Origin of the sequence: Winogradskyella psychrotolerans RS-3 (assembly GCF_000427335.1) — a bacterium.
In the GTDB taxonomy this organism is placed as follows: Bacteria; Bacteroidota; Bacteroidia; order Flavobacteriales; family Flavobacteriaceae; genus Winogradskyella; species Winogradskyella psychrotolerans.
On record NZ_ATMR01000114.1, the window covers coordinates 1 to 26,933 of the forward strand.

The 26,933-nt window shown below is 33.2% G+C and carries 24 protein-coding genes and 2 tRNA genes; 18 read left to right on the forward strand and 8 right to left on the reverse strand.

Annotated elements, in window-relative coordinates; translation table 11 throughout:
- Positions 1–7: 7 nt before the first annotated feature.
- Together ADIWIN_RS11260 and ADIWIN_RS11265 are read right to left on the reverse strand one after the other, a co-directional pair.
- Positions 8–80 (reverse strand) — tRNA-Lys (locus ADIWIN_RS11260).
- A gap of 293 nt (positions 81–373) precedes the next feature.
- A tRNA-Lys gene (locus tag ADIWIN_RS11265) sits at positions 374–446 on the reverse strand.
- A 128-nt stretch (positions 447–574) separates the two neighbouring features.
- Here ADIWIN_RS11265 and ADIWIN_RS11270 point away from each other — a divergent pair.
- Positions 575–1,096 (forward strand): shikimate kinase, encoded by a 522-nt coding sequence (locus ADIWIN_RS11270; RefSeq protein WP_020896931.1) that lies wholly within the window; start codon positions 575–577, stop codon positions 1,094–1,096.
- Here the strand turns inward: ADIWIN_RS11270 and ADIWIN_RS11275 are convergent.
- Genes ADIWIN_RS11275 through ADIWIN_RS11285 form a run of 3 tightly spaced genes read right to left on the reverse strand, consistent with a single transcriptional unit; the run spans position 1,088 to position 2,584 of the window.
- A complete protein-coding gene (locus tag ADIWIN_RS11275) occupies positions 1,088–1,591 on the reverse strand; it encodes a phosphoribosyltransferase family protein (RefSeq protein WP_020896932.1) in 504 nt (167 codons plus the stop codon). The two genes, ADIWIN_RS11270 and ADIWIN_RS11275, sit on opposite strands and share 9 nt — an antisense overlap.
- The gene (locus ADIWIN_RS11280; protein WP_020896933.1) at positions 1,591–2,178 is read right to left on the reverse strand and encodes a methyltransferase domain-containing protein; all 588 of its coding nucleotides are present in this window, start codon (positions 2,176–2,178) and stop codon (positions 1,591–1,593) included. The genes ADIWIN_RS11275 and ADIWIN_RS11280 overlap by 1 nt, the downstream gene beginning before the upstream one ends.
- A 31-nt stretch (positions 2,179–2,209) precedes the next feature.
- Positions 2,210–2,584, reverse strand: a complete 375-nt coding sequence (locus tag ADIWIN_RS11285) for an RNA-binding S4 domain-containing protein (protein ID WP_020896934.1) — start codon at positions 2,582–2,584, stop codon at positions 2,210–2,212.
- Between the two features lie 134 nt (positions 2,585–2,718).
- On the opposite strand from ADIWIN_RS11285, the gene ADIWIN_RS19630 reads away from it, so the two are divergent.
- A complete protein-coding gene (locus tag ADIWIN_RS19630) occupies positions 2,719–3,774 on the forward strand; it encodes an FKBP-type peptidyl-prolyl cis-trans isomerase (protein ID WP_020896935.1) in 1,056 nt (351 codons plus the stop codon).
- An 80-nt stretch (positions 3,775–3,854) separates the two neighbouring features.
- Here the strand turns inward: ADIWIN_RS19630 and ADIWIN_RS11295 are convergent, their stop codons facing one another.
- The 3 genes from ADIWIN_RS11295 to ADIWIN_RS11305 form a co-directional block, all read right to left on the reverse strand.
- Entirely contained in the window at positions 3,855–4,394 is a 540-nt protein-coding gene (locus ADIWIN_RS11295; RefSeq protein ID WP_051155453.1) for an outer membrane beta-barrel protein, read from the reverse strand.
- A 115-nt stretch (positions 4,395–4,509) separates the two neighbouring features.
- Positions 4,510–5,463: a transketolase family protein gene (locus ADIWIN_RS11300; protein WP_040757123.1), complete on the reverse strand. Its 954-nt coding sequence runs from the start codon at positions 5,461–5,463 to the stop codon at positions 4,510–4,512.
- 43 nt (positions 5,464–5,506) lie between these two features.
- On the reverse strand, positions 5,507–6,352 hold the full coding sequence (locus ADIWIN_RS11305; protein ID WP_020896938.1) for a transketolase: 846 nt from the start codon (positions 6,350–6,352) through the stop codon (positions 5,507–5,509).
- Between the two features lie 292 nt (positions 6,353–6,644).
- Between ADIWIN_RS11305 and tgt the strand changes: the two genes are divergently transcribed.
- From tgt to ADIWIN_RS11390, 16 genes are all read left to right on the forward strand, one after another.
- The gene (gene tgt, locus ADIWIN_RS11310; RefSeq protein WP_020896939.1) at positions 6,645–7,775 is read left to right on the forward strand and encodes a tRNA guanosine(34) transglycosylase Tgt; all 1,131 of its coding nucleotides are present in this window, start codon (positions 6,645–6,647) and stop codon (positions 7,773–7,775) included.
- Between the two features lie 134 nt (positions 7,776–7,909).
- The gene (locus ADIWIN_RS11315; protein ID WP_040757125.1) at positions 7,910–8,932 is read left to right on the forward strand and encodes an LptF/LptG family permease; all 1,023 of its coding nucleotides are present in this window, start codon (positions 7,910–7,912) and stop codon (positions 8,930–8,932) included.
- The gene (locus ADIWIN_RS11320) at positions 8,919–9,827 is read left to right on the forward strand and encodes a DMT family transporter (protein ID WP_020896941.1); all 909 of its coding nucleotides are present in this window, start codon (positions 8,919–8,921) and stop codon (positions 9,825–9,827) included. Before ADIWIN_RS11315 ends, ADIWIN_RS11320 begins: the two co-directional genes overlap by 14 nt.
- A gap of 146 nt (positions 9,828–9,973) precedes the next feature.
- Complete coding sequence (locus tag ADIWIN_RS11325; protein WP_020896942.1) at positions 9,974–10,927, forward strand: acetyl-CoA carboxylase carboxyltransferase subunit alpha; 954 nt, start codon at positions 9,974–9,976, stop codon at positions 10,925–10,927.
- A gap of 167 nt (positions 10,928–11,094) precedes the next feature.
- Positions 11,095–12,630 (forward strand): replicative DNA helicase, encoded by a 1,536-nt coding sequence (gene dnaB, locus ADIWIN_RS11330; RefSeq protein ID WP_020896943.1) that lies wholly within the window; start codon positions 11,095–11,097, stop codon positions 12,628–12,630.
- 71 nt (positions 12,631–12,701) lie between these two features.
- Positions 12,702–13,736 (forward strand): AI-2E family transporter, encoded by a 1,035-nt coding sequence (locus tag ADIWIN_RS11335; protein WP_040757127.1) that lies wholly within the window; start codon positions 12,702–12,704, stop codon positions 13,734–13,736.
- A 61-nt stretch (positions 13,737–13,797) separates the two neighbouring features.
- Positions 13,798–14,523: an aminotransferase class IV gene (locus tag ADIWIN_RS11340; protein ID WP_020896945.1), complete on the forward strand. Its 726-nt coding sequence runs from the start codon at positions 13,798–13,800 to the stop codon at positions 14,521–14,523.
- Positions 14,524–14,612: 89 nt separating this feature from the next.
- Positions 14,613–15,194 carry a sulfotransferase-like domain-containing protein gene (locus ADIWIN_RS11345; protein WP_200859802.1) on the forward strand — a complete coding sequence of 194 codons (582 nt, stop codon included), beginning with the start codon at positions 14,613–14,615 and terminating at the stop codon, positions 15,192–15,194.
- A 290-nt stretch (positions 15,195–15,484) separates the two neighbouring features.
- Positions 15,485–16,669 (forward strand): hypothetical protein, encoded by a 1,185-nt coding sequence (locus ADIWIN_RS11350; RefSeq protein ID WP_020896947.1) that lies wholly within the window; start codon positions 15,485–15,487, stop codon positions 16,667–16,669.
- 83 nt (positions 16,670–16,752) lie between these two features.
- Positions 16,753–17,136 carry an META domain-containing protein gene (locus tag ADIWIN_RS11355; protein ID WP_040757129.1) on the forward strand — a complete coding sequence of 128 codons (384 nt, stop codon included), beginning with the start codon at positions 16,753–16,755 and terminating at the stop codon, positions 17,134–17,136.
- A 68-nt stretch (positions 17,137–17,204) separates the two neighbouring features.
- A complete protein-coding gene (locus ADIWIN_RS11360) occupies positions 17,205–17,459 on the forward strand; it encodes a T9SS type A sorting domain-containing protein (protein ID WP_040757132.1) in 255 nt (84 codons plus the stop codon).
- Between the two features lie 75 nt (positions 17,460–17,534).
- Positions 17,535–18,758 carry a hypothetical protein gene (locus ADIWIN_RS11365; RefSeq protein ID WP_020896950.1) on the forward strand — a complete coding sequence of 408 codons (1,224 nt, stop codon included), beginning with the start codon at positions 17,535–17,537 and terminating at the stop codon, positions 18,756–18,758.
- A gap of 25 nt (positions 18,759–18,783) precedes the next feature.
- Positions 18,784–19,236 (forward strand): sensor histidine kinase, encoded by a 453-nt coding sequence (locus tag ADIWIN_RS11370; protein ID WP_020896951.1) that lies wholly within the window; start codon positions 18,784–18,786, stop codon positions 19,234–19,236.
- On the forward strand, positions 19,229–19,897 hold the full coding sequence (locus ADIWIN_RS11375) for a LytR/AlgR family response regulator transcription factor (protein WP_020896952.1): 669 nt from the start codon (positions 19,229–19,231) through the stop codon (positions 19,895–19,897). The genes ADIWIN_RS11370 and ADIWIN_RS11375 overlap by 8 nt, the downstream gene beginning before the upstream one ends.
- 359 nt (positions 19,898–20,256) lie before the next feature.
- Entirely contained in the window at positions 20,257–23,454 is a 3,198-nt protein-coding gene (locus ADIWIN_RS11380; RefSeq protein ID WP_040757135.1) for an Ig-like domain-containing protein, read from the forward strand.
- Between the two features lie 685 nt (positions 23,455–24,139).
- Positions 24,140–26,933 (forward strand): Ig-like domain-containing protein (locus ADIWIN_RS11390; RefSeq protein ID WP_040757139.1); only part of this gene is annotated, 2,794 nt, incomplete at its 3' end.

Consider the following 26,933-nt stretch of genomic DNA (forward strand, 5'->3'; position numbering starts at 1 on the left):
TTTTTAGTGACCAGTCTGGGGCTCGAACCCAGGACCCTCTCCTTAAAAGGGAGATGCTCTGCCAACTGAGCTAACTGGTCGTTATGTTTTTTTCTAACGAGGGTGCAAATATAAAACCTTTATGCAAATACAAAGACTAGAATTAAAAAAAATAATTTTTTTTATCAATTGAAAATTTCAGAGATAATGAATAGCGTTTTTTAAAGGTGTAATTATTTGTTTTTAAAGTAGTTAATAGCGGTGGAGTGTGATTTTTGTTGTTTGCTATTTATTGTTTTGTCACCTTAATGTTTTTGACAATCATATGTTTTTCGGAGTATGAGTTGAGTTTTAAGCAAAAAAAAAGTTAAGCGTAATGCTTAACTTTTTTTAGTGACCAGTCTGGGGCTCGAACCCAGGACCCTCTCCTTAAAAGGGAGATGCTCTGCCAACTGAGCTAACTGGTCATTTATGCTTTTCTCTAACGAGGGTGCAAATATATAAGCTTTCTTTAATTTAACAACACTTTTTTAAATTTTTTTTCGTTTTTTGTTGTGAACAAACCTATCGGTTTAATAATCAATTTATAAGTGCTATGATTATAGTTTTAATAGGATATATGGGGTCAGGAAAATCAACTATTGGTAAGGAATTGGCTACAGCTCTGGAGTACAGTTTTTTAGATTTAGATGATTACATTTCAGACAAGGAAAAAGGGTCAATTGCTGAAATATTTAAAACAAAAGGTGAAATTTACTTTAGAAGAAAAGAAACAGAATATTTAAATGAGGTTCTAAATTCTTCTGAAAATATAGTTTTAGCGCTTGGTGGAGGTACTCCTTGTTATGGTAAAAACATGGATTTGATAATTAATAATACTAATGTAACTAGTTTTTATCTTAAACTGTCAATACCACTTTTATCAAAACGTTTATTCACAGAAAGAGAAAAACGACCTCTAATAAGTCATTTAAATTCTGAAACTGAATTATTAGAGTTTATAGGTAAGCACTTATTTGAGCGCAATCAATATTATAGTAAATCACAATTTACACTCAACACAGATCATAAAATGAAACAAGAAATTTTAGAAGATCTCGTAGTGCATTTAATCTAAATAGGCTTCGTAAGGTTGCTTAGATAAGTTAACATGTACATGTTCAAATAAAGAGGTTGAAAGGGAAATACCTTTGAAATCAGCCTTAACGGGATATTTTTTATGATTACGATTAACTAAAACCGCTGTTTTAAACTGCTTTAGAGGCACATCTAAAAAGTGTTTAATACCATAAATTAAAGTACTACCAGAATTTAATACATCGTCAATAAGCACGATGGATTTATTCGTATACTCTTCTTTAGGTATCGAGGTTTTAATTGGAGCTGTTGGTTCTAATTTATTTATCTTCACCTTACATAAGGTAGATTCAATAGTAGAAATTTTATCTAAATTAGATTTTATCTTTTTTGCAAGAAGATAACCATTGCTTTCAATGCCTGCAATAATGAGCTCTGTTTCATTTACGTTGCTTTCATAAATTTGATATGCAATACGTTTTATTTTATGCTCAATTTCTTTATGACTTAAAATTGTATTTTTTGTAAGTGCCATTAGCTCTTTTTTTCAAAGATAAAAAACAGTTCATTACCTTGTCTTTCTTTTATCGAATTAATTGAAGGTTCTAATACATTTAGATGAAACTTGTTTTCAAAAAGCGATTTGTATTCTGTGAGACTCCCTCCAAATGGTGGACCATCTTCGGTTAATTCAAAATTAAAGAATAAACCAATAAGCTTCCCTTTGGGTTTTAACAAATGATACATTTTTTCAACATAGTGTTTTCTTATACTAGGATGTAGCGCACAGAAAAAGGTTTGTTCAAAGATATAGTCATAGCTGTCATCACATTCAAAAAAGTCAAAGTTTAGGAGTTGTGCTTTTGGGTATTCTGGGATACGTTCGTTAAAATTATGTAAAGGTTGTTGTGCAAAATCTAATATATAAAGATTTTTAAAACCGTTGTTCCATAAATATTCGGCTTCATAACTATTACCAGCACCTGGAATTAAAATTTTCACGGTCTTATCCTTAAGTTGATCAAAATAGGTTTTTAGAGGAGTAGACGTGTAGCCAACATTCCAACCTGTTTTGTTAGTTTCGTAACACTCTTCCCAATATTCTTGACCTATTTTGTTCATACATTAATATTATTTTAAAGATGCCATAGGGTTATTCTTCGTCATCTTCATGAAAGTCATCAATATCTCGTCGATCCTTTTTGGTAGGTCGTCCTGCGCCTTTCTTTCTATAATAATCTTTACTGTATTTTAAGAGCTCTTGTGCCTCAAACGCAGATTTGGGTGTGGTGTCTGTTCTGTATAAATCAACTAATTTTGCCCCCACACGATTGGGGGGTGAATCATTAACAGTAAGCTGATAAATGATTTGGTCTTTTCTTAGTTCTATTTTATCGGTAGGAAACACTTCTCTCGATGGTTTTACTGCCGCACCATTAACTTTTACTTGTCCTTTTTTGCATGCTTTTGTTGCAATGCTTCGTGTTTTGTAATAGCGTACACACCATAAATATTTATCAATTCGCATATCTTTTTTACTAAAAACTACGTTAATCTTGTAGTGCAAAAATATTATATTATTGTATCTTGCGCGTTAAAAATAAGCAATAATGAACTTCGTATATCAACTGTGGTGGTTTTATACGTTCAATATAAATTTATATGAAAATTAAAATTTTAAAATTTAGCCTTTTATTAATGGTGTTGTCTACGGTCGTAATCTCTTGTAAAAGTGATGATGATGATACAGTTGCTTTCGTTGAAGAAGATAGAACAGAGCAGCAAGTTAAAGATAGAGATTCTTTGTTACTCTACTTATCTACACATTACTATAATTCTGGCTTTTTTCTAACAGGTTCGGATCATAAATATACAGATATCGTTATTACAGCATTAGAAGAAGGAGAAACCGTACCAGAAAATCATACATTATTAATGACTGCGGTTGAAACACGTACCACAACTTATTTTGAAGCCAATTATGAGTATTATGTATTAAATATAAACCAAGGGGGAGGTGATTCACCAACCTTTGTAGATAAAATTCGTGTGCGATATGAAGGAACTTCAGTAAATGATGCCTTAGAAGGTAATTATGAGGTTTTTGATTCTAGTGTAACACCTGTAGATTTTAACTTGCAAACAGATGGTTTTACAGGAGGCGTAATAAAAGCATGGCAACTTGTAATGCCTTCTTTTAACGCTTCAGCTACTTCTGATTATATAATTGACGTTAATGGTAATATTACTTTTGGTAATTTTGGCTTAGGAGTTATGTTTGTGCCTTCTGGCTTGGGATATTTCTCAGGAACTAATACAGGGGCTTCTTATGATAACCTTATTTTTAAATTCGAATTATTACAGTTTGAAGTAGAAGATCATGATAATGACGGAGTCCCTTCTTATCTTGAAGATTTAGATGGAGATTTAGATGTAACTAATGATGATACGGACGGAGATTTTAATCCAAATTTTGTAGATATTGATGATGATGGAGATCTTGTTTTAACTATAGATGAATTAATTCCTACAACGTATACTGTTAATACAAATGATAATGAAGATGAGCCAGTGCTTGCGGCTAACGAGTTTGAAAGAAGTAGAACTCAAATAGGTGGTGTAATTACTATTAAAACCGTAACTATTGTAGATTCTGATAGTGATGGTACACCAGATTACTTAGATCCAACGTTTACAACTAATTACAATGAGATATAGTAGTTGAACTAAATTCTTAACATAAGAAAGCCGCTCAAAATTTTTGAGCGGCTTTTTATATACTATTTTTTTAGCTTTTGCTAAAGCGCAATAGATAAGCTTAATATTAACTGATCTGGCCTGGTGTCAATTCTACTTACAACACCAGTACCTAAATTAGTATCAATAAACGTAGCTTCGTTATGATTAAAACCTCTTTCGTATCTTAGGTCTACTCCGATGTTATTAAAGCTAAGTCCGACACCAAAATTTAATCCAACAGAAAAATCGTCTTTAACGTTGTCGATAGTAATACCGTCAAATTCTGTATCTAAAATATACTGAAATGATGGTCCTGCAAAAATACTTAAAGGTCCTAGGACCGTAACACCTAAAAGTATCGGCGCGTCGAGTTTCTTAACTGAAAACTCATCACTACTATAATCACTTCTGGTAGCCGTGTAAACGAGCTCAGGTTTCAAATACAATTTGTTACCTATTTTTCCGAAAAGGCCAATATGGTATCCAATGTTGCGATCCGGGTTTTTTGCATTAGCACTAGCAGATTCAAAATAATCTCCGTTAGCACTATAATTTAAACCCCCTTTAATTCCAAAAGAATTTCCGTTTTGAGCCGTCATTGAAAACCCAACAAAAGCAAAAGCCACAGTTGCAATTACTGTTTTTTTAAATTTTTCATAATGTTCGTTTTTTATAAGATTAGGTACTTACCTCAAAAACGATAGCAAATCAAAATTATTTTCTTTTCATTACTTTTTTAACAGCATTTTGAATAGCCTCGCTATTTAAACCATACTTGTCCATTAGTTGTGCTGGTGTACCAGATTCCCCGAAAGTATCATTTGTAGCAACAAATTCTTGAGGTGTTGGTCTGTGTTGTGCTAAAACTCTAGCAACACTTTCTCCTAAACCACCAAGATGGTTGTGCTCTTCAGCAGTAACTATACAACCTGTTTTAGCAACAGAGTCCAAAATAGCTTTGTCGTCTAATGGCTTTATGGTATGAATGTTAATTACCTCCGCAGAAATACCAGCTTCATGTAACGCTTTTGATGCTTCTAAAGCTTCCCAAACTAAGTGACCTGTTGCAACGATAGTAACATCAGTTCCTTCAGTGAATTTAATAGCTTTACCAATTTCGAATTTCTGATCGGCAGGAGTAAAAATTGGCACAGAAGGACGACCAAATCTTAAATATACAGGACCATCATAGTCTGCAATAGCAATAGTTGCCGCTTTTGTTTGGTTGTAATCACATGGATTAATAACAACCATTCCTGGTAGCATTTTCATTAATCCGATATCTTCTAAAATTTGATGTGTAGCTCCATCTTCACCTAAAGTTAATCCCGCGTGAGATGCACAAATTTTTACATTCTTACCAGAATAAGCAATAGATTGACGAATTTGATCATAAACGCGGCCTGTTGAGAAATTAGCAAACGTCCCTGTAAATGGAATTTTTCCACCAATAGTTAAACCTGCTGCAATGCCCATCATGTTAGCCTCTGCGATTCCGATTTGGAAAAAACGTTCAGGATTTTCCGCAATGAATTGATCCATTTTTAATGATCCAATTAAGTCAGCACATAAGGCAACAACATTAGGATTTGTACGTCCTAATTCTGTTAAACCTGCACCAAATCCACTTCTTGTATCTTTCTTTTCTGTATATGTGTATGTTTTCATAATAATGCCCACATAAGTGGGTATCTGTTTAATTAGACTTTATTTAGTAATCTCCTAAAGTTTCAGGATTCTGAGCTAAACCGTTGGCAAGTTGCTCATCGTTAGGAGCTTTTCCATGCCAAGCATGTGTATGCATCATAAAATCGACACCGTTACCCATTACTGTATGTAGCAGCACGCAAACAGGCTTTCCTTTTCCTGTTAATGATTTTGCTTCTTTCATACCCTCTAGTATAGCTTCAATATCGTTACCTTTTTCGATGTCTAAAACTGTCCATCCAAAAGCTTCAAATTTTGCTCTTATACTTCCCATTGGTAAAACATCGTCTGTAGAACCATCTATTTGTTGTTGGTTTAAATCTATTGTTGAAATAAGATTATCTACTTTTTTAGCCGAAGCATACATAATAGCTTCCCAGTTTTGACCCTCTTGTAATTCTCCATCACCATGAAGACTATAGACTAAATGATCATCATTATTTAGTTTCTTGGCTTGTGCTGCACCAAGAGCAACAGACATACCTTGGCCTAAAGAACCTGAAGCAATTCGGATACCTGGTAACCCTTCATGTGTCGTTGGGTGTCCTTGTAAACGCGAGTTAATAAGTCTAAATGTATTCAGCTCTTCAACAGGGAAATATCCAGATCTTGCTAATACACTATAATATACAGGTGAAATATGTCCGTTTGAAAGGAAAAATAAATCTTCTCCAATTCCGTCCATATCAAAACCATCTTTTCTTTCCATCAGCTCTTGGTATAGAGAAACAAAAAATTCAGCACAACCTAGCGATCCTCCTGGATGACCAGAGTTTACCTTGTGTACCATTCGTATAATATCTCTACGAACTTGAGTAGTTAAATCAGTTAATTCTTTAATGTTTGGCATGTTATGTTGCTTAAGTTTTATGCTACAAAAGTAACTTTTTACTAAGGGTTTTCAAAAGTTGAAAAGGAGCACTTATTAACGAATTGTATGATTTGCTAACAATATGCTGAAAAAAGATGAAAACAATAACAAATTATTAGAACATTGTTTTTTAAATTTAATTTAAGAGGGAATACTATAGAGTTATTTATATTTGCCGTCTGACTTACAATTCATGAGACAAACATGCTAAAATTATTAATGATTAATAGCGCACAGCATGTGTCTTCTGAAAAACAATAAGTACAAACACATGAAATTTCAAAGAGTAGCAAAAGATACGCAAAGCAAGGCAAGAGCTGGTACAATAACAACGGATCATGGAATTATAGAAACTCCTATTTTTATGCCAGTTGGTACTGTGGCTTCCGTAAAGGGAGTACATCAGCGGGAATTAAAAAATGATATTAATCCAGATATTATTCTAGGAAATACGTATCATCTTTATTTAAGACCTCAGACTCCAATTTTGGAACAAGCTGGAGGCTTGCATAAATTTATGAATTGGGACCGTAATATTTTAACCGATTCTGGTGGTTACCAAGTGTACTCTATGTCTTCAAATAGAAAGATTAAAGAAGAAGGTGTAAAGTTTAAATCCCATATTGATGGTAGTTACCATGTGTTTACTCCAGAAAATGTGATGGAAGTACAGCGAAGTATTGGTGCCGATATTATTATGGCCTTTGATGAATGTACACCTTATCCATGTGATTATAACTACGCTAAACGTTCTATGCATATGACGCATCGTTGGCTAGAGCGTTGTTTAACGCATCTCAAAAAGACACCTTTTAAGTATGACTATGAGCAAACATTTTTTCCGATTGTTCAAGGTAGTTGTTATAAAGATTTGAGAGAGCAATCTGCGGAGTATATTGCAAATGCAGGTGCTGCAGGGAATGCTATTGGTGGACTATCAGTAGGAGAGCCAGCGGAAGAAATGTATGCTATGACAGATATCGTTTGTAGTATTTTGCCAGAAGACAAACCGCGGTATTTGATGGGCGTGGGAACACCAATCAATATTTTAGAAAATATAGCGTTAGGTGTAGATATGTTTGATTGTGTGATGCCAACGCGTAATGCAAGAAACGGTATGTTATTTACAGCTCACGGCTCTATTAATATTAAGAATTTAAAATGGGCTGATGATTTTTCGCCAGTAGATGAAATGGGAATTACATTTGTTGATACAGAATATAGCAAAGCGTATTTAAGACACTTGTTTACGGTTAACGAATTATTAGGAAAGCAAATTGCCACTATTCATAATCTAGGATTTTACCTTTGGTTGACTAGAGAAGCTAGAAAGCATATTATAGCAGGTGATTTTAGAGCTTGGAAAGACAAAATGGTAAAACAAATGGATAACCGTTTGTAGACATAGAACTTAATTTTGAAACTGAATTTAATATTAAAACGATAAGTTCTGTTAAACAACTAAACAACTAAAGAAGACACTTGAAAATCCTAGATTGGTACATATTAAAACGGTATTTGTTTACATTTCTAATGATGTTACTACTTTTTGTCCCTATTGGGATTACTGTAGATTTAGCAGAAAAAGTAGGTAAAATGTTAGAAAATGACGTGCCGTTTGGGGAGATCGCGTTTTATTATTTAGATTTTACGGTATATTTTGCGAACCTTTTATTTCCGTTATTTTTATTCTTATCGGTTATTTGGTTTACATCCAAACTGGCAAATAACACAGAAATTGTCGCGTTTTTAAGTTCTGGTGTTTCGTTTTCAAGATTCTTAAGACCTTATATGATTGGTGCTTCTATTGTAGCAGGATTCGCGTTGTTTTTAGGCATGTATTTAGCTCCAATAGCAAGTCAAGGGTTTAATGAGTTCAAATTTAAATACCTAAAAAAGAACAAGTCAGTTCAGCAAACAAAAGATGTTTACCAACAAATTAATGATCACGACTATATTTATGTCAGTAATTTTATCCCTAAAACTAAATCGGGTTTAAATTTTACGTACGAGCATTTTGAAGGCAATGAATTAAAATATAAAATTTTTGCAGATAGAATTAGTTATGTTGAAAAGGATAGTGCTTATAAACTTACGACCTATTTAAAGCGATCATTTGATAATGGCATTGAAACGGTAGAGAAAGAGACTCAAAAAACAGTACAATTTCCATTTGAGCTCGAAGATTTAACACCTGTAGAATATGCCGCAGAAACAAAATCTTATGGGGAACTCCTTGATTTTATCGCTGCAGAAAAACGAAGAGGTTCACCTAATATTGGACGTTATGAAGTGGTGAAATTAAAAAAATGGAGTTTACCAGTTTCCATATTTATTCTAACTATAATTGCTGTGGCTGTATCTTCTATAAAGCGTAGAGGTGGTATGGGAGTGAATTTAGCTTTTGGTATTGCCATTGCAATGATTTACGTTTTCTTCGATAAGGTTTTTGGTGTCATGGCAGAGCAATCTAATTTTCCTGCTATCGTTGCCGTATGGTTTCCTAATGTAATATTTGGTATTTTAGCCATATATCTGCTGCAAAATGCCAAACGCTAAATTAAAGCATTATTTACATTTACACTTTCTTGTGGTCATTGCCGGTTTTACTGCAATACTAGGAGAATTAATTACTATTGGTGCTTTAGAATTGGTTTGGTATAGAATGGCAATGGCCGGAATTCTAATGTTTATTTACATTAAAGTTGTAAGAATAAATATAAAAATAACATCAAAAACATTTTGGCAATTTTCTGCAGCAGGGATCATTATTGCACTGCATTGGATTACGTTTTTCGAAGCCATAAACCAAGCCAACGTTTCTATTGCATTAGCTATGTTCTCTTCTGGTGCGTTTTTCGCGTCGTTTATTGAACCCATTTTTTTTAAACGTCGTATTTTAGGTTATGAAATTATCTTCGGAATTATTGTTATTCTTGGAGTTGTATTAATTACCAGTAGCGAAATGGGATATATTAATGGGATTATTTTAGGATTGTTCTCTGCTTTATTCTCAACTTTATTTGCGGTAATAAATGGTCTTTTTATAGAGAAGCACAGTGCAACCGTTATTTCATTTTATGAATTTGTCAGTGGAGTACTCTTTCTTACAGTTTTCATTCTTTTAACAGGTAAAAGCTTTAATGCAGAATTTTTTACACTATCAACTTCTGATTGGATTTACTTATTCATTTTAGCTTCAATTTGTACAGCTTATGCATTTATAGGTTCAGTAGAAGTCATGCGTTATATAAGTCCTTTTACTGTAATTTTGAGTTATAACTTAGAGCCTGTCTACGGTATTGCTATTGCCTTGATGCTATTTCCTGAAACCGAAAAAATGTCACCACAGTTCTATTTGGGTGCTATACTTGTTTTGGGAACTGTTTTATTTGATGCGGTTTTCAAAAATTATCAAAGACGAAGAAGGAAAACAAACAGTATTAACACTTAAAGTTTTCATAGTTTCTTTAATAAATTCTATTTTTGTAAATTGAATAATGTGTGCCTACTTTTTTAGATATTTTTTATAAAATAGAAATAAGAATACGTAGGTTTGTACCTAACAAAACTAACTAAACAAAACTAACTTCAAATTGTATGGAATATTTAGAGTTTGAATTACCGATAAAAGAATTAGAGGATCAGCTAGATAAGTGTGAGATTATAGGTAAAGAAAGTGATGTAGATGTCACTGAAACCTGTAAGCAGATTGAAAAGAAACTTGCTGAAACTAAAAAAGATATTTACAAAAATCTTTCAGCTTGGCAACGTGTTCAGTTGTCTCGTCATCCTAATAGACCTTATACTTTAGATCATATTAAAGCACTTTGTGGTGATACTTTTTTAGAATTACACGGAGACAGAAATGTAAAGGATGATAAAGCCATGATTGGCGGTTTAGGTAAAATTGGAGACCAATCGTACATGTTTATTGGTCAACAAAAAGGATACAATACCAAAACGAGACAGTATCGTAATTTCGGAATGTCTAATCCAGAAGGGTATCGTAAAGCATTACGACTTATGAAATCTGCTGAGAAATTTGGAATTCCTGTAGTCACTTTAATCGATACACCAGGAGCATATCCAGGTTTAGAAGCTGAAGAACGCGGACAAGGTGAAGCTATTGCTAGAAATATTTTAGAAATGGCACGTCTTAAAGTACCGATTATTACCATTATTATTGGTGAAGGTGCTTCAGGTGGAGCTTTAGGTATTGGAGTAGGAGATAGGGTTATGATGTTAGAGAATACGTGGTATTCTGTAATTTCTCCAGAATCTTGTTCTTCAATATTATGGAGAAGCTGGGAATATAAAGAACAAGCTGCAGAAGCCTTAAAACTAACTGCTAAAGATATGAAACGTATGAAGCTTGTAGATTCTATAATTAAAGAACCACTTGGTGGAGCTCATACAGATAGAGACAAAGCATTTTCTGCAGTAAAAGACGCCATTATTAAATCTTATGAAGAGCTTAAAAACTTATCACCAAAAGATTTAGTGAACCAACGTATGGAAAAATACGATGCTATGGGAGTCTATAAAGACTAAATCCACTGAACATAGGAAACTAAAAAAACTGAAGTTTTAGCTTCGGTTTTTTTTGGCACTATTAACAATATAATCAAGTTATTAACAGTTAAATTGTTGAAGACCTGTTGACATCGTCAAGCGAGCTTCTTCATTTCCTCAACACTATTTAACTACTTTTGCTACTTATGAAACAACCCAATCCAGTACAAGGCTACAAAGTTGATAAAAGCACTATCATTAATTTAGAGAAAGGCAAAATTCCGCCTCAAGCAACTGATTTAGAGGAAGTTGTTCTTGGTGCGATGATGATTGATAAAAAAGGGGTTGATGAAGTAATTGACATTTTAAGTCCTGATGCATTCTATAAAGATGCGCATAAACATATCTTTGAAGCCATCTTTAAATTATTTGAAAATAGTGAACCTATTGACTTATTAACCGTTTCTAGTCAATTAAAGAAAGATCAAAAGCTTGAAGTTTCTGGTGGTGATTTTTACCTTATTTCCTTAACACAACGCGTCTCTTCTTCTGCACATATTGAGTTTCATGCACGTATTATTCTTCAGAAATATATTCAGAGAAGTTTAATCAAGATTTCAAACGAAATTATTGAAGAAGCTTATGACGAGACAAAGGATGTTTTTGATCTTTTAGATACCGCTGAGGCCAAATTATATGAAGTCACCCAAGGTAACGTTAAGAAATCTACAGAGTCTGCTCAAAGTTTAGTAATTCAAGCTAAAAAGAAAATTGAGGAAATGTCTAATAAGGAAGGGATGAGTGGTGTCGCTTCTGGTTTTGATAAGCTCGATAAATTAACCTCGGGTTGGCAACCAAGTGATTTAATTATTGTTGCTGCACGTCCTGGTATGGGTAAAACAGCTTTAACATTAACAATGGCAAGGAATGTTGCTGTTAATAGTAATACGCCTGTTGCGTTCTTCTCTCTGGAGATGTCTTCAGTTCAATTAATAACACGTTTAATTTCTAGTGAAACCGGTTTATCTTCTGAAAAGTTAAGAACAGGTAAATTAGAAAAGCATGAATGGGAGCAACTTAACGTTAAAGTAAAAACCTTAGAACAAGCACCATTATTTATTGATGATACGCCGTCGCTTTCTATTTTCGATTTAAGAGCAAAAGCACGTCGTTTAGCGTCACAATACGGTATTAAAATGATCATGATTGATTATTTGCAGTTAATGACGGCAGGTGGAAGTCAAAAAGGAGGTAATCGTGAACAAGAGATTTCCATGATTTCTCGAAACCTTAAAGCCTTAGCAAAAGAATTAAGTATTCCGGTAATTGCACTTTCTCAGTTATCTCGTGCGGTAGAAACGCGTGGAGGTAGTAAACGCCCTTTATTATCTGATTTACGTGAATCTGGAGCGATTGAGCAAGATGCGGATATTGTTGCGTTTATTTATAGACCTGAATATTATAAGATTGATGAATGGGATGATGAAGAACGTTCTCCAACCGAAGGTCAAGGTGAATTTATTGTAGCAAAACACAGAAATGGTGGTTTAGAAAATATACGATTGAAATTTATTGGACACTTAGGTAAGTTTGATAATTTAGATGATTTTGATACGCCTTTTGGTGCAGAGTTTCATTCTAAAATGAACGATGCTGCTAATGATAATACATTTACACCAGATAAGTTTCCTTCAGCTTCAGATGCTTTTGGTGGACCGGAGGATGATGGAGTACCATTTTAACAGCAATTTATGGAAATAAAAAGTGTATTTTAACTTATCTTTGCGCGCTTAGTTAAAAAGAAATTTGCCTCATGTTAGAACAAAGACGTACAACAAATGTGTTGCTATTAATTATAGTAGTGCCTTTAGTATTTTATTTACTAAAGATATTGTCTTTTATATTTATCCCATTGATTTTTTCAATGTTTATTGCCTTATTATTCTTGCCATTAATGCGATGGTTGGGACGTAGAAATGTACCTAAAATTATAAGTATTATTATCGTTTTATTATTGGTAGCATTAGGGCTTAAATTAGGTATTGAATTAATACAATTATCTAGCAAACAAATATTAGCAAATAACACTGAGTTTTTATCTAAAGCCGAATTAAAATTAGCAGACTTAAAAATCTATTTATTAGATAATTTCGGAATAGAGATTGAACAAGAACATGGATTTATAGGGCAGTTTTTTGAAAAAGAAAATCTAGGATCAACGCTTGGTTTTCTTAATTCATTTTTAACCACTTTATTAATGACTGTTTTCTTTGTGGTGCTGTGGTTAGCAGAATCCATTAATGTTCATAAACTACTTAATAGTACATTACTAAAAAGAAGACACACATCGATTAAGACCTTTATGAAGATTGAAAAGGATCTTATAAAGTTTATTAAAGTAAAAGTTTTAGTGAGTGCACTTACAGGATTATTTACAGGATTAATGTGCGTATTTTTTGATGTAAGTTTCCCTATTTTCTGGGGATTATTTGCCTTTGCTATTAATTTTGTACAAATGGTAGGTTCGTTTATTTCAGTAATATTCTTATCTATTTTTGCTTTCGTAGAGCTCGATCCATCAAGTACATTGTTCTTCTTTATTTTTGCAATTTCAATGGTTCAAGTAACCTTTGGTGCCGTTTTAGAACCAATTTTTATGGGAAAATCTTTTTCTATAAATGTGATTGCAGTATTAGTAATGTTGATGTTTTGGGGGTTTCTCTGGGGAATTCCTGGTTTAATAATGGCTATTCCAATAACCGTTTTTATCAAAATTATTTTAGAACAGTTTGAAGGGACCAAAGTCATAGCGAGCTTACTTTCTGGTAGTGAAAGGCCTTTAGACTAAACACTCTATTTTCGTTATCAAATTATAATTTTAAGTATCTTTAGATATTAAAATTATAATTATGATTCATGGTACGCACAATGCTATAGAAGATAGTAGAAATAACGATATTCTTATTTCAATTAATGATCAATTGTTTCCAAGAAACGACGCTAAGATTTCCGTTTTTGATAGCGGTTATTTAGTCGGTGATGGTATATGGGAAGCTTTACGATTACATCATGGTGTGTTAGTGTTTTTAGACGATCACTTTAATCGGTTATGGACATCGGCCGCATCGGTTGGTATGCATTTGCCTTTTTCAAAAGAAGAATTAACGGCTAAAGTGATGCAAACCCTCAAAGCAAATAAGATGACCGATGGTGTGCATGTAAGAATCATGGTCACTCGTGGTATTAAAAAAACACCATCCCAAGATCCACGTCTCACCATTTCTGGACCAAATGTGGTTATTATCCCTGAATATAAAACGGCTTCAAAAGATTCTAAGGAAAAAGGAATTACCCTTTTTACAAGCACCATTCGTAGAGGGTCGCCTGATTATTTAGATCCAAGATTAAATTGTCATAGCAAACTTCACGAGGTTCAAGCGCTTATACAAGCCATACAAGCAGGTGCAGATGAAGCTTTAATGTTAGATATTCATGGTTTCGTTTCAACTTGTAATGCCACTAATTTCTTTATTGTGAATAAAGGTGAAGTATGGACGTCTACAAGTAAGTATTGTATGAATGGTATTACCAGAGCCAAAGTAATCGAAGTTTGTAACACCAGTAACAAAAATTGATGGCAGACAGATTGGTAAAGGTAATTACGGGAATGTAACTAGAAACCTCAATAGACTTTATGAGGCATTAATAGAAAATACGGTGAATAATGACTAGTACAAAACGTATTTGTTTATGGTCTGGCCCACGAAATATTTCAACAGCATTAATGTATGCGTTTGCACAACGACAAGATACAAAAGTGTTCGATGAGCCCTTATATGCGTACTATTTAAAAAATCATCCAGAAGCTCACAATTATCATCCAGGATCTGAACTTATTCTAGATACAATGGAAAATGATGGAGACGAAGTCGTAAAAATGATGCTTAATAATACTGAGAAACCCGTATTATTTTTTAAGCACATGACGCATCATTTGTTGGGTTTGAAGCGCGATTTTATGAAAAACACAATTAATATCATCCTAACAAGAGACCCTAAAGAAATGTTACCTTCTTTTGATAAGGTGATTGAAAACCCTACACTAAATGATGTGGGTTATGCGCTTCATGTGGAGTTAATTGAGTATTTCAAAACACACCATATTCCATTTACAGTATTAGATTCTAAAAAGGTATTATTAAATCCAGAGAGAACACTTCAAAAACTATGTGAGTTTGCCGATATTCCTTTTGATTCAAACATGTTATCATGGCAACCGCAGCAACTTAAAGAAGATGGTGTTTAGGCAGAATACTGGTATAAAAGCGTACATCAATCTAGTGGTTTTATGATGTACAAAGAAAAAAAGGAAGATATTCCAGATCACCTTAAACCGTTACTAAAGGAGTGCCTTCCGTATTACAATGACCTCATTAAATATTCAATTTAGGTCTTAAAAGAATAATAAATGGAGTCTCTAAAGACTAAAAAATACTTATATTCCGTTCTAATTCTATGACCTTGAAAAATTTACTTGTTATAATTTTCACACTCTTCTTAAGTGCAAACACTTACGCATCCTATATTCTTATTCCGATGGATGTTGAAACACAGAAGAACCATCTTAAAGCATATGGTTTAACCTACTGGACCTTAGAACGTGAGCTTAAAGTAAAATGGCTTCTTAATTATAGAGGAGGTTCATTTTTATTACCTGATGCCGAAATTATTCAGCGCGAATGCCAAATTAGAGGTGTATCTTTTGAGGTCATTTCAGATGCAAAAGCAGCTCAAATATTAGAAGACATTGCGAGTCCTGCTGTAAATCAAGAAGCTGTGGTGTTAGAAAAAGCACCTAAAATAGCAGTTTACAGTCCTACAGGATTGAAGCCGTGGGATGATGCGGTGACTATGGTTTTAACATATGCTGAAATTCCTTATGAAACCATATACGATGAAGAAGTTTTAAACGATGAATTATTGCTATACGATTGGTTGCATTTACATCACGAAGATTTTACAGGACAATACGGAAAATTCTATAGAGCGTATCGATCAGCGGCTTGGTATATTGAAGATAAAAAAGAAGCTGAAGCCTTAGCCAAACGCTTAGGTTACAATAAAGTTTCCGAGGAAAAATTAGCCGTATCATTAAAGATTAGAGATTATGTAGTTGGTGGCGGATTTATGTTTGCCATGTGTTCTGCAACCGATAGTTTTGATATCGCTTTATCTGCAGAAGGAGTAGATATTTGTGAGCCGATGTTTGATGGCGATGGCAGTGATCCAGGCTATCAGAATAAAATCGATTTTAGTAAAACCTTTGCTTTTAAAGATTATATTTTAGAACGGAGTCCTAATGTATATGAGTTTTCTTCAATAGACATGACTGAAAAACGTCAAATACCAAAAACTACAGATTATTTTTCATTAATGGAATATTCTGCCAAATGGGACCCAATTCCAACGATGTTAACTCAAAACCATACGGCTTTGGTTAAAGGATTTATGGGACAAACAACCTCATTTAGTAGAGACCAAATTAAATCTAATGTTTTGGTCATGGGAGAAAACCGAACCAATGGTGAAGCCAAATACATTCATGGTATTAAAGGGAAAGGTTTCTTTACCTTTTATGGCGGTCACGATCCCGAAGATTACACACACAGAGTAGGTGATCCAAAAACAGAATTGGACTTGCATCCTACATCTCCTGGATACCGATTGATTTTAAATAACGTGTTATTTCCAGCAGCTAAAAAGAAAAAGCAGAAAACGTAATCTGTCTTAATTACTTTGATTAGAGATAATCAAATTTTACAAGTATTAAAAAAAGAGTAAATTTAGAGTCTAAACTCTTATTTATGAATTCTAAAACTACAAAGCGGTTAATTATATTTTTTTGTTTTCTGTTCTTTATAAAGAACATAAATGCACAGGATTCTAATCTTTATGGCACTTGGTATTTGCATCAATTGGAAGCAGATCTAGACGGTGTCGTTTGGGATTATGAGGATGTGCAGCCAGATTATATTCCTCAACTCACCATTAATAGCGACTTAAGTTTTGACGGACTCGGTGCCTGCAATGGATTTTCCGGATACTATACCTATGATGCTGAACAAAATACTTTAACACCAAATAGTTTTGTGCAGTCACTTGCTGTATGTGATACTTCAGGTGAAATTAATCTTGAAAATCTTTTTTTAACCAAGTATCAGCCAATACAAGTCATTCCATCACCTTAAATTCTAATGCGGATTTTACTCAGTTAAGATTAGAGAATTTTCCAGGTTATATAGCAACTTATAGAAATGTGAGTTTATCAAATTCAGATCAAATTTTATCAGAATTGAATATTTATCCCAATCCAGTTTCAGATAACTTATTTATTTCAAAGCCTAATAGCGAGGTTTTAGATGTTGTATTGTATGATATTTATGGAAATTCAGTTTTACAACAGAAAACAATTGGGGAATCCGTGGATGTTTCAATTTTAACGGAAGGCATTTATTTTATTGAAATCAGTTCTGAAAACGGTAGACGTATTCAAAAAATTATAAAAGCTTAATCATTGGAAACTGAATCATAAGGTTGTTATAATAGTTTCTTTTTAATTTCTAAAAAAATAAGCATAAAGCATAATATGAAGTACTTTTTTATATTCCTTTCGCTTTTTTATGTCCTCACTTCATGGTCTCAAAATGAAAAGTTTTTCATCATTGGTGAAAAAATGGTTGAAGAAAATAAATTAGACTCTGCTAAAGTTTATTATAACACGCAATTAAGAGCATCTAATGACCGTTCACTTAATGCTGAAATATATTTATGTTTAGCAGATATTTCTAAAAACGAATTAAATAATCTTGAAGCTAGTAAATATTACTTAAAAGCCTTTAACCTCGCCAAAAAAGCAAATAATGTCCAGTTAGAGTTTTTATATTATGTAAAAATGGCTGAGTTTTTTAGAAGAAGACACTTAATTTCTCAATTTGAAAAAGAACTCGAGAAAGCTACATATCTATTTAAAAAGCATAAAATTGAAGATAAGTACTTAACTAAGTATTATAATAGAAAAGCGGCACTATTTACTGAGTTATATAATAATAACGACTCCACATTAGTCTACGCAAGTAAATCATTAGAATTAGCAAAAAAGGTTAATGATAAAGATAATGTCTTTTATTCAACACTTGAAATTGCAGGTGTCTATGAGCGCAAAAAAGAATTTAAAAAATCAATAAAATTTATTGAATCAATACTAGATTATTCTGAGCAGTATAATATGATTCAACATCATTCGGACGCTTATATAAGTTATATTATGGCTTTAACTAGAGATAATCAAATAGAGAAAGCTCTAAAGGAGGCACTTAACGCTAAAGAATTTGCCGTAGAAAATAAGTTGCTAATAGATGAAAATCATTTTAATGAATACATTTATCAAATTTATTTAAACCTTAAAAATTATGAAAAAGCTCATGAGTATTTAACATACATAAATGATGTAACAGATAAATTAAATCAAATACGAACAGATAAAGCATTAATAGATTTAGAAACGAAATATAAATCTAAAGAAAAGGACAATCAATTAAAGGTAAATAGATTAGAAATTATACATAAGGATAAAGAATTAGTTTCAAACAGAGCAAAATTATATTTAGTGCTAGGTTTATTCCTGTTAGTAATTTTAGTTACGTTACTTATTTCTTATTTTCTAAATAAGGTAAAAAAAAGCAATAAAGATCTTCAAGCACTATCTAAAGAAAACGAGTTCTTACTAAGTGAAGCCAACCATAGAATTAATAATAATTTGCAATTGGTGGTCATTCTTATTTCAGATCAATTGAAAAAAAGCGTCTACTGAAAATAGTTTTCAACTTAAAATTATATTGACAAAAGTTGAAGCCATTTCAACCTTGCACAAGCATTTATATAAAAACGGAGATAAAAAGAAAATAGAAATTTCTAATTATTTAAATGATGTTAAACATAGTTTTTTGGACGTATTTAACGAAAACAGCATTAGTACCAACTTCAAAATAGATACAGTAGAAATTCCATCAGACTATGCTATGTATTTTGGATTATTACTTACCGAATTATCTATAAATTCTATAAAACATGCTTTTAATGATCAGGACAACAAAGTAATTAATGTTGAATTACGGGTAAAAGAAAATCAGCTTAGTTTTACGTATTCAGATAATGGAAGAGTGCGTATAACGCAAGACATAAAGCCTATTTTGATAGATAAAATCTGTCGTCAACTTAAAATTGAGTATACTATTAATACTGAAAATGGTTTTACATTTTCATTCCAAAAAGACATAAGTAATGCATAACCCTAAAAACACCAAAATACTTATTATTGAAGATGACGTTATTATAGCCGAATACATTTCAGAGATTTTACAAGAAGAACAATTTAAAAATATTGAAATCGCAAATGATGCTACTACTGCAATTTCTAAAATGAAAACCTTTGTGCCAGAGATTATATTAATGGATATTAATTTAAGCGGTAAAAATGAAGGCATAACCTTATCTGAAAACAAAAATGATAATGCCGCTGTTATTTTTATCACGGGTCAGCAAGATTTTGCTTTAATGAGCGAAGCCATAAAAACAAGGCCATATGGTTATTTAACAAAGCCTATAAAGAAAGTAGATTTAATGGCATCCATAGGTATTGTCATTCAGAAAAATGAAAATCAGAATTTTCAATTTAAAGATGGATATGATACGGTAAATGTTAAATATTCAGATATAAGATATTTTGTAGCCGATGGTAATTATAGTAGTATTTATACTATTTCAAAAAAATATAGTATAAGACAATCGTTGAGTACTATTGCAGAGCAATTGCCATTGCACACATTTGCAAGAGCCCATCGGTCATTTTTAGTAAATAAAAATAAAGTAGAGCGTATTACAACAAACACACTTGAAATTAACAATGTAGAAATACCATTGTCTAGAACCTATGCAAAACAGTTTAAGTAGCCATTATCAATTTTTTAAGTATTAAGATCTAAGTATAGGATCATTTGTTTCAACCAATACAAAAACAGTGACTTACATACAAAGTATTGCATCTCGTCCCAAGGTTAAAAGATTAGGAATAGTTTAGCCATATATTAGTGGTTGAACGGATAACCAACCATTCTTTATAATCTGATTAATAGCAAAAGGCAGCATTTACCACTATGGTAGAGCTGCTTTTTTTTTGTCATTAAATGAAAATATTAGGGATGGAAATACCATTTACATACATAGTATTGCATTTGGACACGTTAAAAATGTATTTCGTCGATAATTATATAGATTTGAATGATTATTAATTCAAACTAAATCTATTATTGATGAAAAAAAATTACACTCTAATCTTTTTAATGCTTTTTAGCTTAATTGGCTACGCTCAAAATTTCGACCACATATATTCAGATACAGTTGAAGGTTCTGCTGTTGAAATAAATTTTAACGATATCAGTTCCTGTCAATCTAATGTAGTTTTAAATATTGCTGAATTTCGGAATTTATCATATCCAACTAACCTTTGTGTCAATCTTTTTGTTAAATATAAAGTTTTTGTCAATGATGTAGAAATTGGGGATTATTGTATAGGAGAAGCGCAGTCTTTTGATTTGTCAACTTATGGCGCAATAAATAATGTAAAAATAGTGGGTTATAATACTTACAATGATATTGATGATACCATAAAAATAAGTGCTAATTTAGTAGTAAGCTCTTCTCTAGTAGCTATGCCAGCCTCTGGTCCAACAACATCAGAGCTCTCATATTGTTTAAATACTTCTGCTACAGCTTTAACAGCAACCTTAACAGGAGGAGCAACTAGATTAAAATGGTACACAACGAATTCTGGAGGATTGCCATCTAATTCAGTAATTCCAAATACATCTGTATTAGGTTCAACCACGTATTGGGTTTCTCAAGCAGATGCAGTCGGTTGTGAAAGTGAGAGAAGTTCGGTTGTTGTTACTGTATATGACCTTCCTAATGTACCTACAGCAGAAGCTCAAGAATTCTGTGAAAGTAGAACAGTTGCAGATTTAGTTCCAGCACCAAGTGCTACAATAGTTTGGTATGATGTAGAAACAGAAGGTGTTGCCTTAAGCACTACTACAGATTTAGCAACAGGAACATATTATGTTGCAGAAGTGAATGCTAATGGTTGCGAAAGTGAAAGAGTTTCCGTTAATGTTACTGTTAATTCTCTTTTAGCGCCAATAGCAGAAGCTCAAGCATTTTGTGATGCAACAGTTGCAGATTTAGTTCCAGCACCAAGTACAACAATACTATGGTACGATTTAGAAACAGAAGGTGTTGCATTAAGTATTACAACAGATTTAGCAACAGGAACATATTATGTTTCAGAATCTAATGACAATGGTTGCGAAAGTGAGAGAACGGAAGTTAGTGTAACAGTTAATGGCATAGCAGAAGCACCAACAGCATCAGCACAAGTTTTTTGTGGCAGTGCAACAATTACAGATTTGGAAGCTACAGGTACTAATTTAGTTTGGTATGCCAATGAAACTTCAGAAACCGTTTTAGAACCTACAACAGCAATAACAACGGGAAGTTATTACGTATCTCAATCCGCTAATGGTTGCGAGAGCACAAGAACATCAGTAAGTGTTACTGTAAATACAGCAATTACAATAGTAAGTTCTTATGAAAATATTTCATGTAATGGTTTTAGTAATGGTAGTATAACAGTTATAGCATCCGGAGGAACACCTCCTTATATCTATTTATGGTCAAATGGGATTGCGGACTCTGGAAATTCTGGATCTACTATAAATAATTTATTTCCAGGAAGCTATAGTTTGTGGATAACAGATAGTGAGGGGTGTTCATTGGAGTATGAAGGTTTTCAGACAATAACAGAGCCATCGATTATTACTAGTCCCATAGTAACCACACCAATATTATATAATCAAAACGATATGTCAAGCCCGTTAACGGCAACAACCGGAGGTACAGGTTTATTATGGTATGCGACAGAAACAGGAGGTACAGGAGAGATAACGGCGCCAACGCCAAATACATCAACCGTTGGTTCAACCTCTTATTGGGTAGCAAGTACAAACGACAATGGTTGCGAAAGTGAGCGAACTGAAATAATAGTTACAGTAAATAGTTTACTAGCAACGCACTTAAATTTTGATGGAGTGGACGACTATATCGATTGTGGTAACATACTACCAGAGTCTTATACTAAAGAAGCATGGATTTATATGAATGCATATGCTGACGAAAACAATATAGTTTCAGGTTCAGATAATTTTGGACAACATGCGTTATGGATGCCAAGTGGTGTATTATCAGCTGGCCATAATGGTACGTGGAATGCTGTAGAAGATTCAAATATATTAGAACTTAATACATGGTATCACGTGGCTGTTAGTTATGATAGCCCTGCACAAACTTTAAAATTATATAAAGATGGAGTATTAATAGATACAAATACTAATGTTTTGCCGCCAGTTAATGGGAATGAAATTAATATTGGATCTTATAATGCTGCAGATAACTTATTTAAAGGCTCTATTGATGAAGTTCGTATATGGAATGTAGTAAGAACAGAAAACCAAATTAACGGAAGCAAAGTTTGTGAATTGCAAGGCACAGAAACAAGTTTAGTAGCTTACTATCAATTTAATCAAGGTTTTAATGTAATAGATAATACTGCTATTACAACTTTAACTGATGCTACAGTGAATGCCAATCATGGAACATTAAATAATTTTGCACTAACAGGTGTATCAAGTAACTTTTTGGCAGGATCGCTACTTACTACAGGTTCTACAATACCAAGCGCACCAACAGCAGAAGCACAAGTATTCTGTGGAGGAGCAACGGTTGCAGATTTAATACCAGCAACAAGTACAACAATGCAATGGTATAATGCAGTAGATACTGCTTTAAGTAATACAACAGCTTTAGAAACTGGAATATATTATGTAACAGTAGCCAATGCAAATGGTTGCGAAAGTGAAAGAACTATGGTTAATGTTACTATTTCAGATATTCCAGAAGTGCCAACAGTAACAGCATTAGTGACTTACAGTCAAGGTGATGATGCTAGTGCATTAACAGCAACTTCAGGTGGATTAGACTTAGCATGGTACGAAGCTGAAACAGGAGGAGTTTCTGATTCAGAAGCACCAACACCAAGTACAGAAACTATTGGTTCAACATCGTATTGGGTAGCTAGTGTTAGTGATGACGGTTGTTACAGCGAACGTGTAGAGATTGTTGTTACAGTTGAAGAAGTTTTAGGAGTGGGAGATCGTAATTTATTGAATGCTGTTAAAGTGTACCCAAACCCAACTGATGGTCAAGTTTCCATTATGTTGCCAAGTGCCAATGAAGTTAAAATTACGGTGTACGATTTAAATGGCCGTTTACTATTAAATAAAGCTTGTAATCAAGAAACAAATGTTATAGATATTTCGAGATTTGAAAACGGAGTGTATTTATTAAAAGTGATATCTGAATTTGGAGAAATTTTGACAAGAGTGATTAAAAAATAATAATCTGATTTAGTTGATTAAAGGGTCGCAGCAATGCGACCTTTTTTGTTTTAATTTGAGTTTTTTAAAGATTCAACCAGAAGTATTTCATAACAATTCTAGGTTTTAGAGGACAACGTTAGGGTTCTATAATTAATGTTACGGAATTTATTATTATTCTAATATATACCAATCACAGACTATAACTATTTAGGAACTTACAACAGATATTTTTGTGCAAAGTCATAAATCATTTTAAATAACAAATTAAAAACACAACGGGTTACTGCGGGTACCATTTTTTTTATAAACAGTATAGAAATTCCTTTATCTAAGATATTTGCGAAACATTTCAAGTAAATAGCACAAATTATAGGTCCGTTTAGGTTAATTTGTGGTTCAGTCATCACAAAAACAGCTATTTAATTACAAAGTATTTTATTTCATACCATATTAAAAGAGATACAATAGGTTGGTTATATATTAGTGGTTAAACGGATAATAACCATTCTTTATAATCTGATTAATAGCAAAAGGCAGCATTTACCACTATGGTAGAGCTGCTTTTTTTTGTCATTAAATGAAAATATTAGGGATTGAAATACCATTTACATACATAGTATTGCATTTGGACACGTTAAAAGTGTATTTCATCGATAATTATATAGATTTGAATGATTATTAATTCAAACTAAATCTATAACCTATGAAACTAAAACTTTACTTATTTACGTTGTCATTATTATGTCAACTCATAATTTTTGGTCAAGCCATTGACCAGCAAAATTCACCAGACGATACCACTTTTATTGGTACAAATTTTCCAAATGCTGGAGGCCAGTCTTTTACCGCTGGTGTAACGGGAAGCTTGACTCAAATAGATCTTAAAATAGATAGTAAAAGTTTTACTACTGTTAATGGTAGCTTTAATTTATTGATATACAGTGGTAACGGGTATAACGGTACGCTTTTAACTACCACAACGCTCGATGTACTCTTAGATTTCGGAGTCCAGAATATAAGCTTTACCTTTTCTTCACCAGTAGCTATTACAAGTGGTAATTTTTATACTATGCGTCTTATTATGAATGAAAATATAAGTATGGATACACGAATTACTTCGGGAGATACGTATAGTGATGGCGGCTTATATTTTTTAGAAGGAAACGATGGTTTTTATACTTTAGGGGATTTATGGTTTATAACTTACGTTACTACAGGTCCAGACGCTCCAATAGCATCTGCTCAAAGCTTTTGTGAAAGTGCTACAGTTTCAAATTTGCAAGCTACAGGTACAGATTTAAAATGGTACACAACAGAAACAGGCGGCACAAACTTAAGTACTACTTCAGATTTGGCAACGGAAACCTATTACGTTTCTCAAACCGAAAATGGAACTGAGAGCGACAGAACTCCAGTAAATGTTACTATTAATGAAGCACCAACTGTAACTATTGGTGCAGCAACAGTGTCGTTTTGTGCAAATGAAGATGCAACTATTACAGCAACAGCAACGGAATCTGAAACGGCAACAGATTTTCAAGGCGATTTTGCACCAAGTAATTGGTCTTCTTCAACCTTCCTCTCAAATGGTGTTGTCGATGATACGAATGCACCTCATAGTATTCAGATTTGGGGAAGCAATACTAATAGTGGTAATTTAGGTGACACAGAATATACAATTCAATGTGTTTTAGAAACAACGCTCTCATTTTCTTGGAATTATGTCTCTGGTGGAAGTGCATTTGATGATTACCCAATTGTACGTATTAGCGGAATACCTACTTTATTTGATGGGTTTGATCTTTCTGGAAGTACATCTCAATCTGGTACTATGACAATAACAGTACCAGAAAATAGTTATTTTACATTCACTATGCGTACGCTTACTAATCAAAACGGAGGAGCAAATGTTACCATAAGTAATTTTTTAGCAACTACGAACACGAGTTTGTCTGCATACTCTTGGGCTGCAACAGAAGGTGGTACTATTGCAGGAAGTACAACAAGTGCATCCATAACACCTGCAACATCTGGTACTTATACAGTAACAACAACAGGTGCAAGTGGTTGTGAAGCAACTGATAGTGTAGATGTTACTATTAATGAAGCGCCCCTGGCACCAGCAGCAAATAGCGTACAAATTTATACTGGTGAAGCAACCATGGCCGATTTAGCAGTTACAGGTACAGGCTTACTTTGGTATGATGCTGCCTCAGATGGTACGTCTTTAGAATTAAGTGATTCTTTAGTAGATGGTACTACGTATTATGTAAGTCAAACTGACACATGTGGAGAAAGCTTAAGAACAGCCATAACTGTTAAAGAAATTAGCGAAGCATCACAAACATTTTGTGGATCTGCAACCGTAGATAATTTAACGAGCACACCTTCTGCAGATGCAACCGTTAGTTGGTACTCAGAAGCTATTGGAGGTACTGCATTAGATAATACAGCAGCACTTGAAACAGGGACATATTATATTGAGGAATCTGTAGCGAGTTCTGTGACGACTTTATTAAGTGATTTAAATAATCCAAATGGCGTAGCTGTTCAATCTGACGGAAAAATACTGGTATCAGATTATAGCGATAGTTATATTACACGAATGAATGCAGATGGAACCAATATCGAAACCTTAGGAAATGGATTTGATGACACTAGAGATGTTGTAATTGAAGCCGATGGAAAAATTTTGGTGGTAAGTGTAGATGATATTTATCGAATGAATACAGATGGTTCAAATATAGAAACCGTATTTAATGGTTATTTAGAAATAAATTCTGTATGCATTCAAGCGGATGGGAAAATTATTTTTTTCGATTTTTATGAAGGTTCTGTAAAACGAATGAATGCTGATGGTACGGGAATAGAAACATTAAATGACTATTATGAATTAAGTTCAAAACAAATTGCGATTCAAGCGGATGGAAAAATTGTGATAGCAAATTTCGGGTTTAGATCAATTATGCGTTTCAATTCAGATGGTACTAACTTAGAAACTTTAGGTGGTGTTTTTAACTATCCAACAGGAGTAGCCATTCAAGCAGATGGAAAGATTGTAGTCGCAACACAAAATGGTGAAATTAAACGAATGAACCCTGATGGTACAGGTCTAGAAACTATAGCCAATGTTTCATATCCTGGAAAATTAGCTATTGAAGCAGATGGAAAAATTTTAGTGTTAGATGATGGTGCTATTAAACGTATTACAGAAGCTTATACTTCTAATAGAGTTGCAGTTAGTGTAACAATTAATGAAGTACCAGAAGCACCAACAGCATCAGCACAAGTTTTTTGTAGCGGTGCAACAATTGCAGATTTGGAAGCTACAGGTACTAATTTATCTTGGTATGCAACTGAAACTTCAGAAACTGTTTTAGAATCTACATCAGCAGTAGCAACAGGAAGTTATTACGTGTCTCAATCTACTAATGGTTGCGAAAGCGAAAGAACAGAAGTTAGTGTAACAGTTAATGACATACCAGAAGCACCAACAG

Bases quoted from the DNA above. Each gene is read 5' to 3' on its own strand.
- ADIWIN_RS11270 (WP_020896931.1), top strand. From the start codon at position 575: ATGATTATAGTTTTAATAGGATATATGGGGTCAGGAAAATCAACTATT.
- ADIWIN_RS11275 (WP_020896932.1), bottom strand. From the start codon at position 1,591: ATGGCACTTACAAAAAATACAATTTTAAGTCATAAAGAAATTGAGCAT.
- ADIWIN_RS11280 (WP_020896933.1), bottom strand. From the start codon at position 2,178: ATGAACAAAATAGGTCAAGAATATTGGGAAGAGTGTTACGAAACTAAC.
- ADIWIN_RS11285 (WP_020896934.1), bottom strand. From the start codon at position 2,584: ATGCGAATTGATAAATATTTATGGTGTGTACGCTATTACAAAACACGA.
- ADIWIN_RS19630 (WP_020896935.1), top strand. From the start codon at position 2,719: ATGAAAATTAAAATTTTAAAATTTAGCCTTTTATTAATGGTGTTGTCT.
- ADIWIN_RS11295 (WP_051155453.1), bottom strand. From the start codon at position 4,394: ATGACGGCTCAAAACGGAAATTCTTTTGGAATTAAAGGGGGTTTAAAT.
- ADIWIN_RS11300 (WP_040757123.1), bottom strand. From the start codon at position 5,463: ATGAAAACATACACATATACAGAAAAGAAAGATACAAGAAGTGGATTT.
- ADIWIN_RS11305 (WP_020896938.1), bottom strand. From the start codon at position 6,352: ATGCCAAACATTAAAGAATTAACTGATTTAACTACTCAAGTTCGTAGA.
- tgt (WP_020896939.1), top strand. From the start codon at position 6,645: ATGAAATTTCAAAGAGTAGCAAAAGATACGCAAAGCAAGGCAAGAGCT.
- ADIWIN_RS11315 (WP_040757125.1), top strand. From the start codon at position 7,910: ATGTTACTACTTTTTGTCCCTATTGGGATTACTGTAGATTTAGCAGAA.
- ADIWIN_RS11320 (WP_020896941.1), top strand. From the start codon at position 8,919: ATGCCAAACGCTAAATTAAAGCATTATTTACATTTACACTTTCTTGTG.
- ADIWIN_RS11325 (WP_020896942.1), top strand. From the start codon at position 9,974: ATGGAATATTTAGAGTTTGAATTACCGATAAAAGAATTAGAGGATCAG.
- dnaB (WP_020896943.1), top strand. From the start codon at position 11,095: ATGAAACAACCCAATCCAGTACAAGGCTACAAAGTTGATAAAAGCACT.
- ADIWIN_RS11335 (WP_040757127.1), top strand. From the start codon at position 12,702: ATGTTAGAACAAAGACGTACAACAAATGTGTTGCTATTAATTATAGTA.
- ADIWIN_RS11340 (WP_020896945.1), top strand. From the start codon at position 13,798: ATGATTCATGGTACGCACAATGCTATAGAAGATAGTAGAAATAACGAT.
- ADIWIN_RS11345 (WP_200859802.1), top strand. From the start codon at position 14,613: ATGACTAGTACAAAACGTATTTGTTTATGGTCTGGCCCACGAAATATT.
- ADIWIN_RS11350 (WP_020896947.1), top strand. From the start codon at position 15,485: ATGGATGTTGAAACACAGAAGAACCATCTTAAAGCATATGGTTTAACC.
- ADIWIN_RS11355 (WP_040757129.1), top strand. From the start codon at position 16,753: ATGAATTCTAAAACTACAAAGCGGTTAATTATATTTTTTTGTTTTCTG.
- ADIWIN_RS11365 (WP_020896950.1), top strand. From the start codon at position 17,535: ATGAAGTACTTTTTTATATTCCTTTCGCTTTTTTATGTCCTCACTTCA.
- ADIWIN_RS11375 (WP_020896952.1), top strand. From the start codon at position 19,229: ATGCATAACCCTAAAAACACCAAAATACTTATTATTGAAGATGACGTT.
- ADIWIN_RS11380 (WP_040757135.1), top strand. From the start codon at position 20,257: ATGAAAAAAAATTACACTCTAATCTTTTTAATGCTTTTTAGCTTAATT.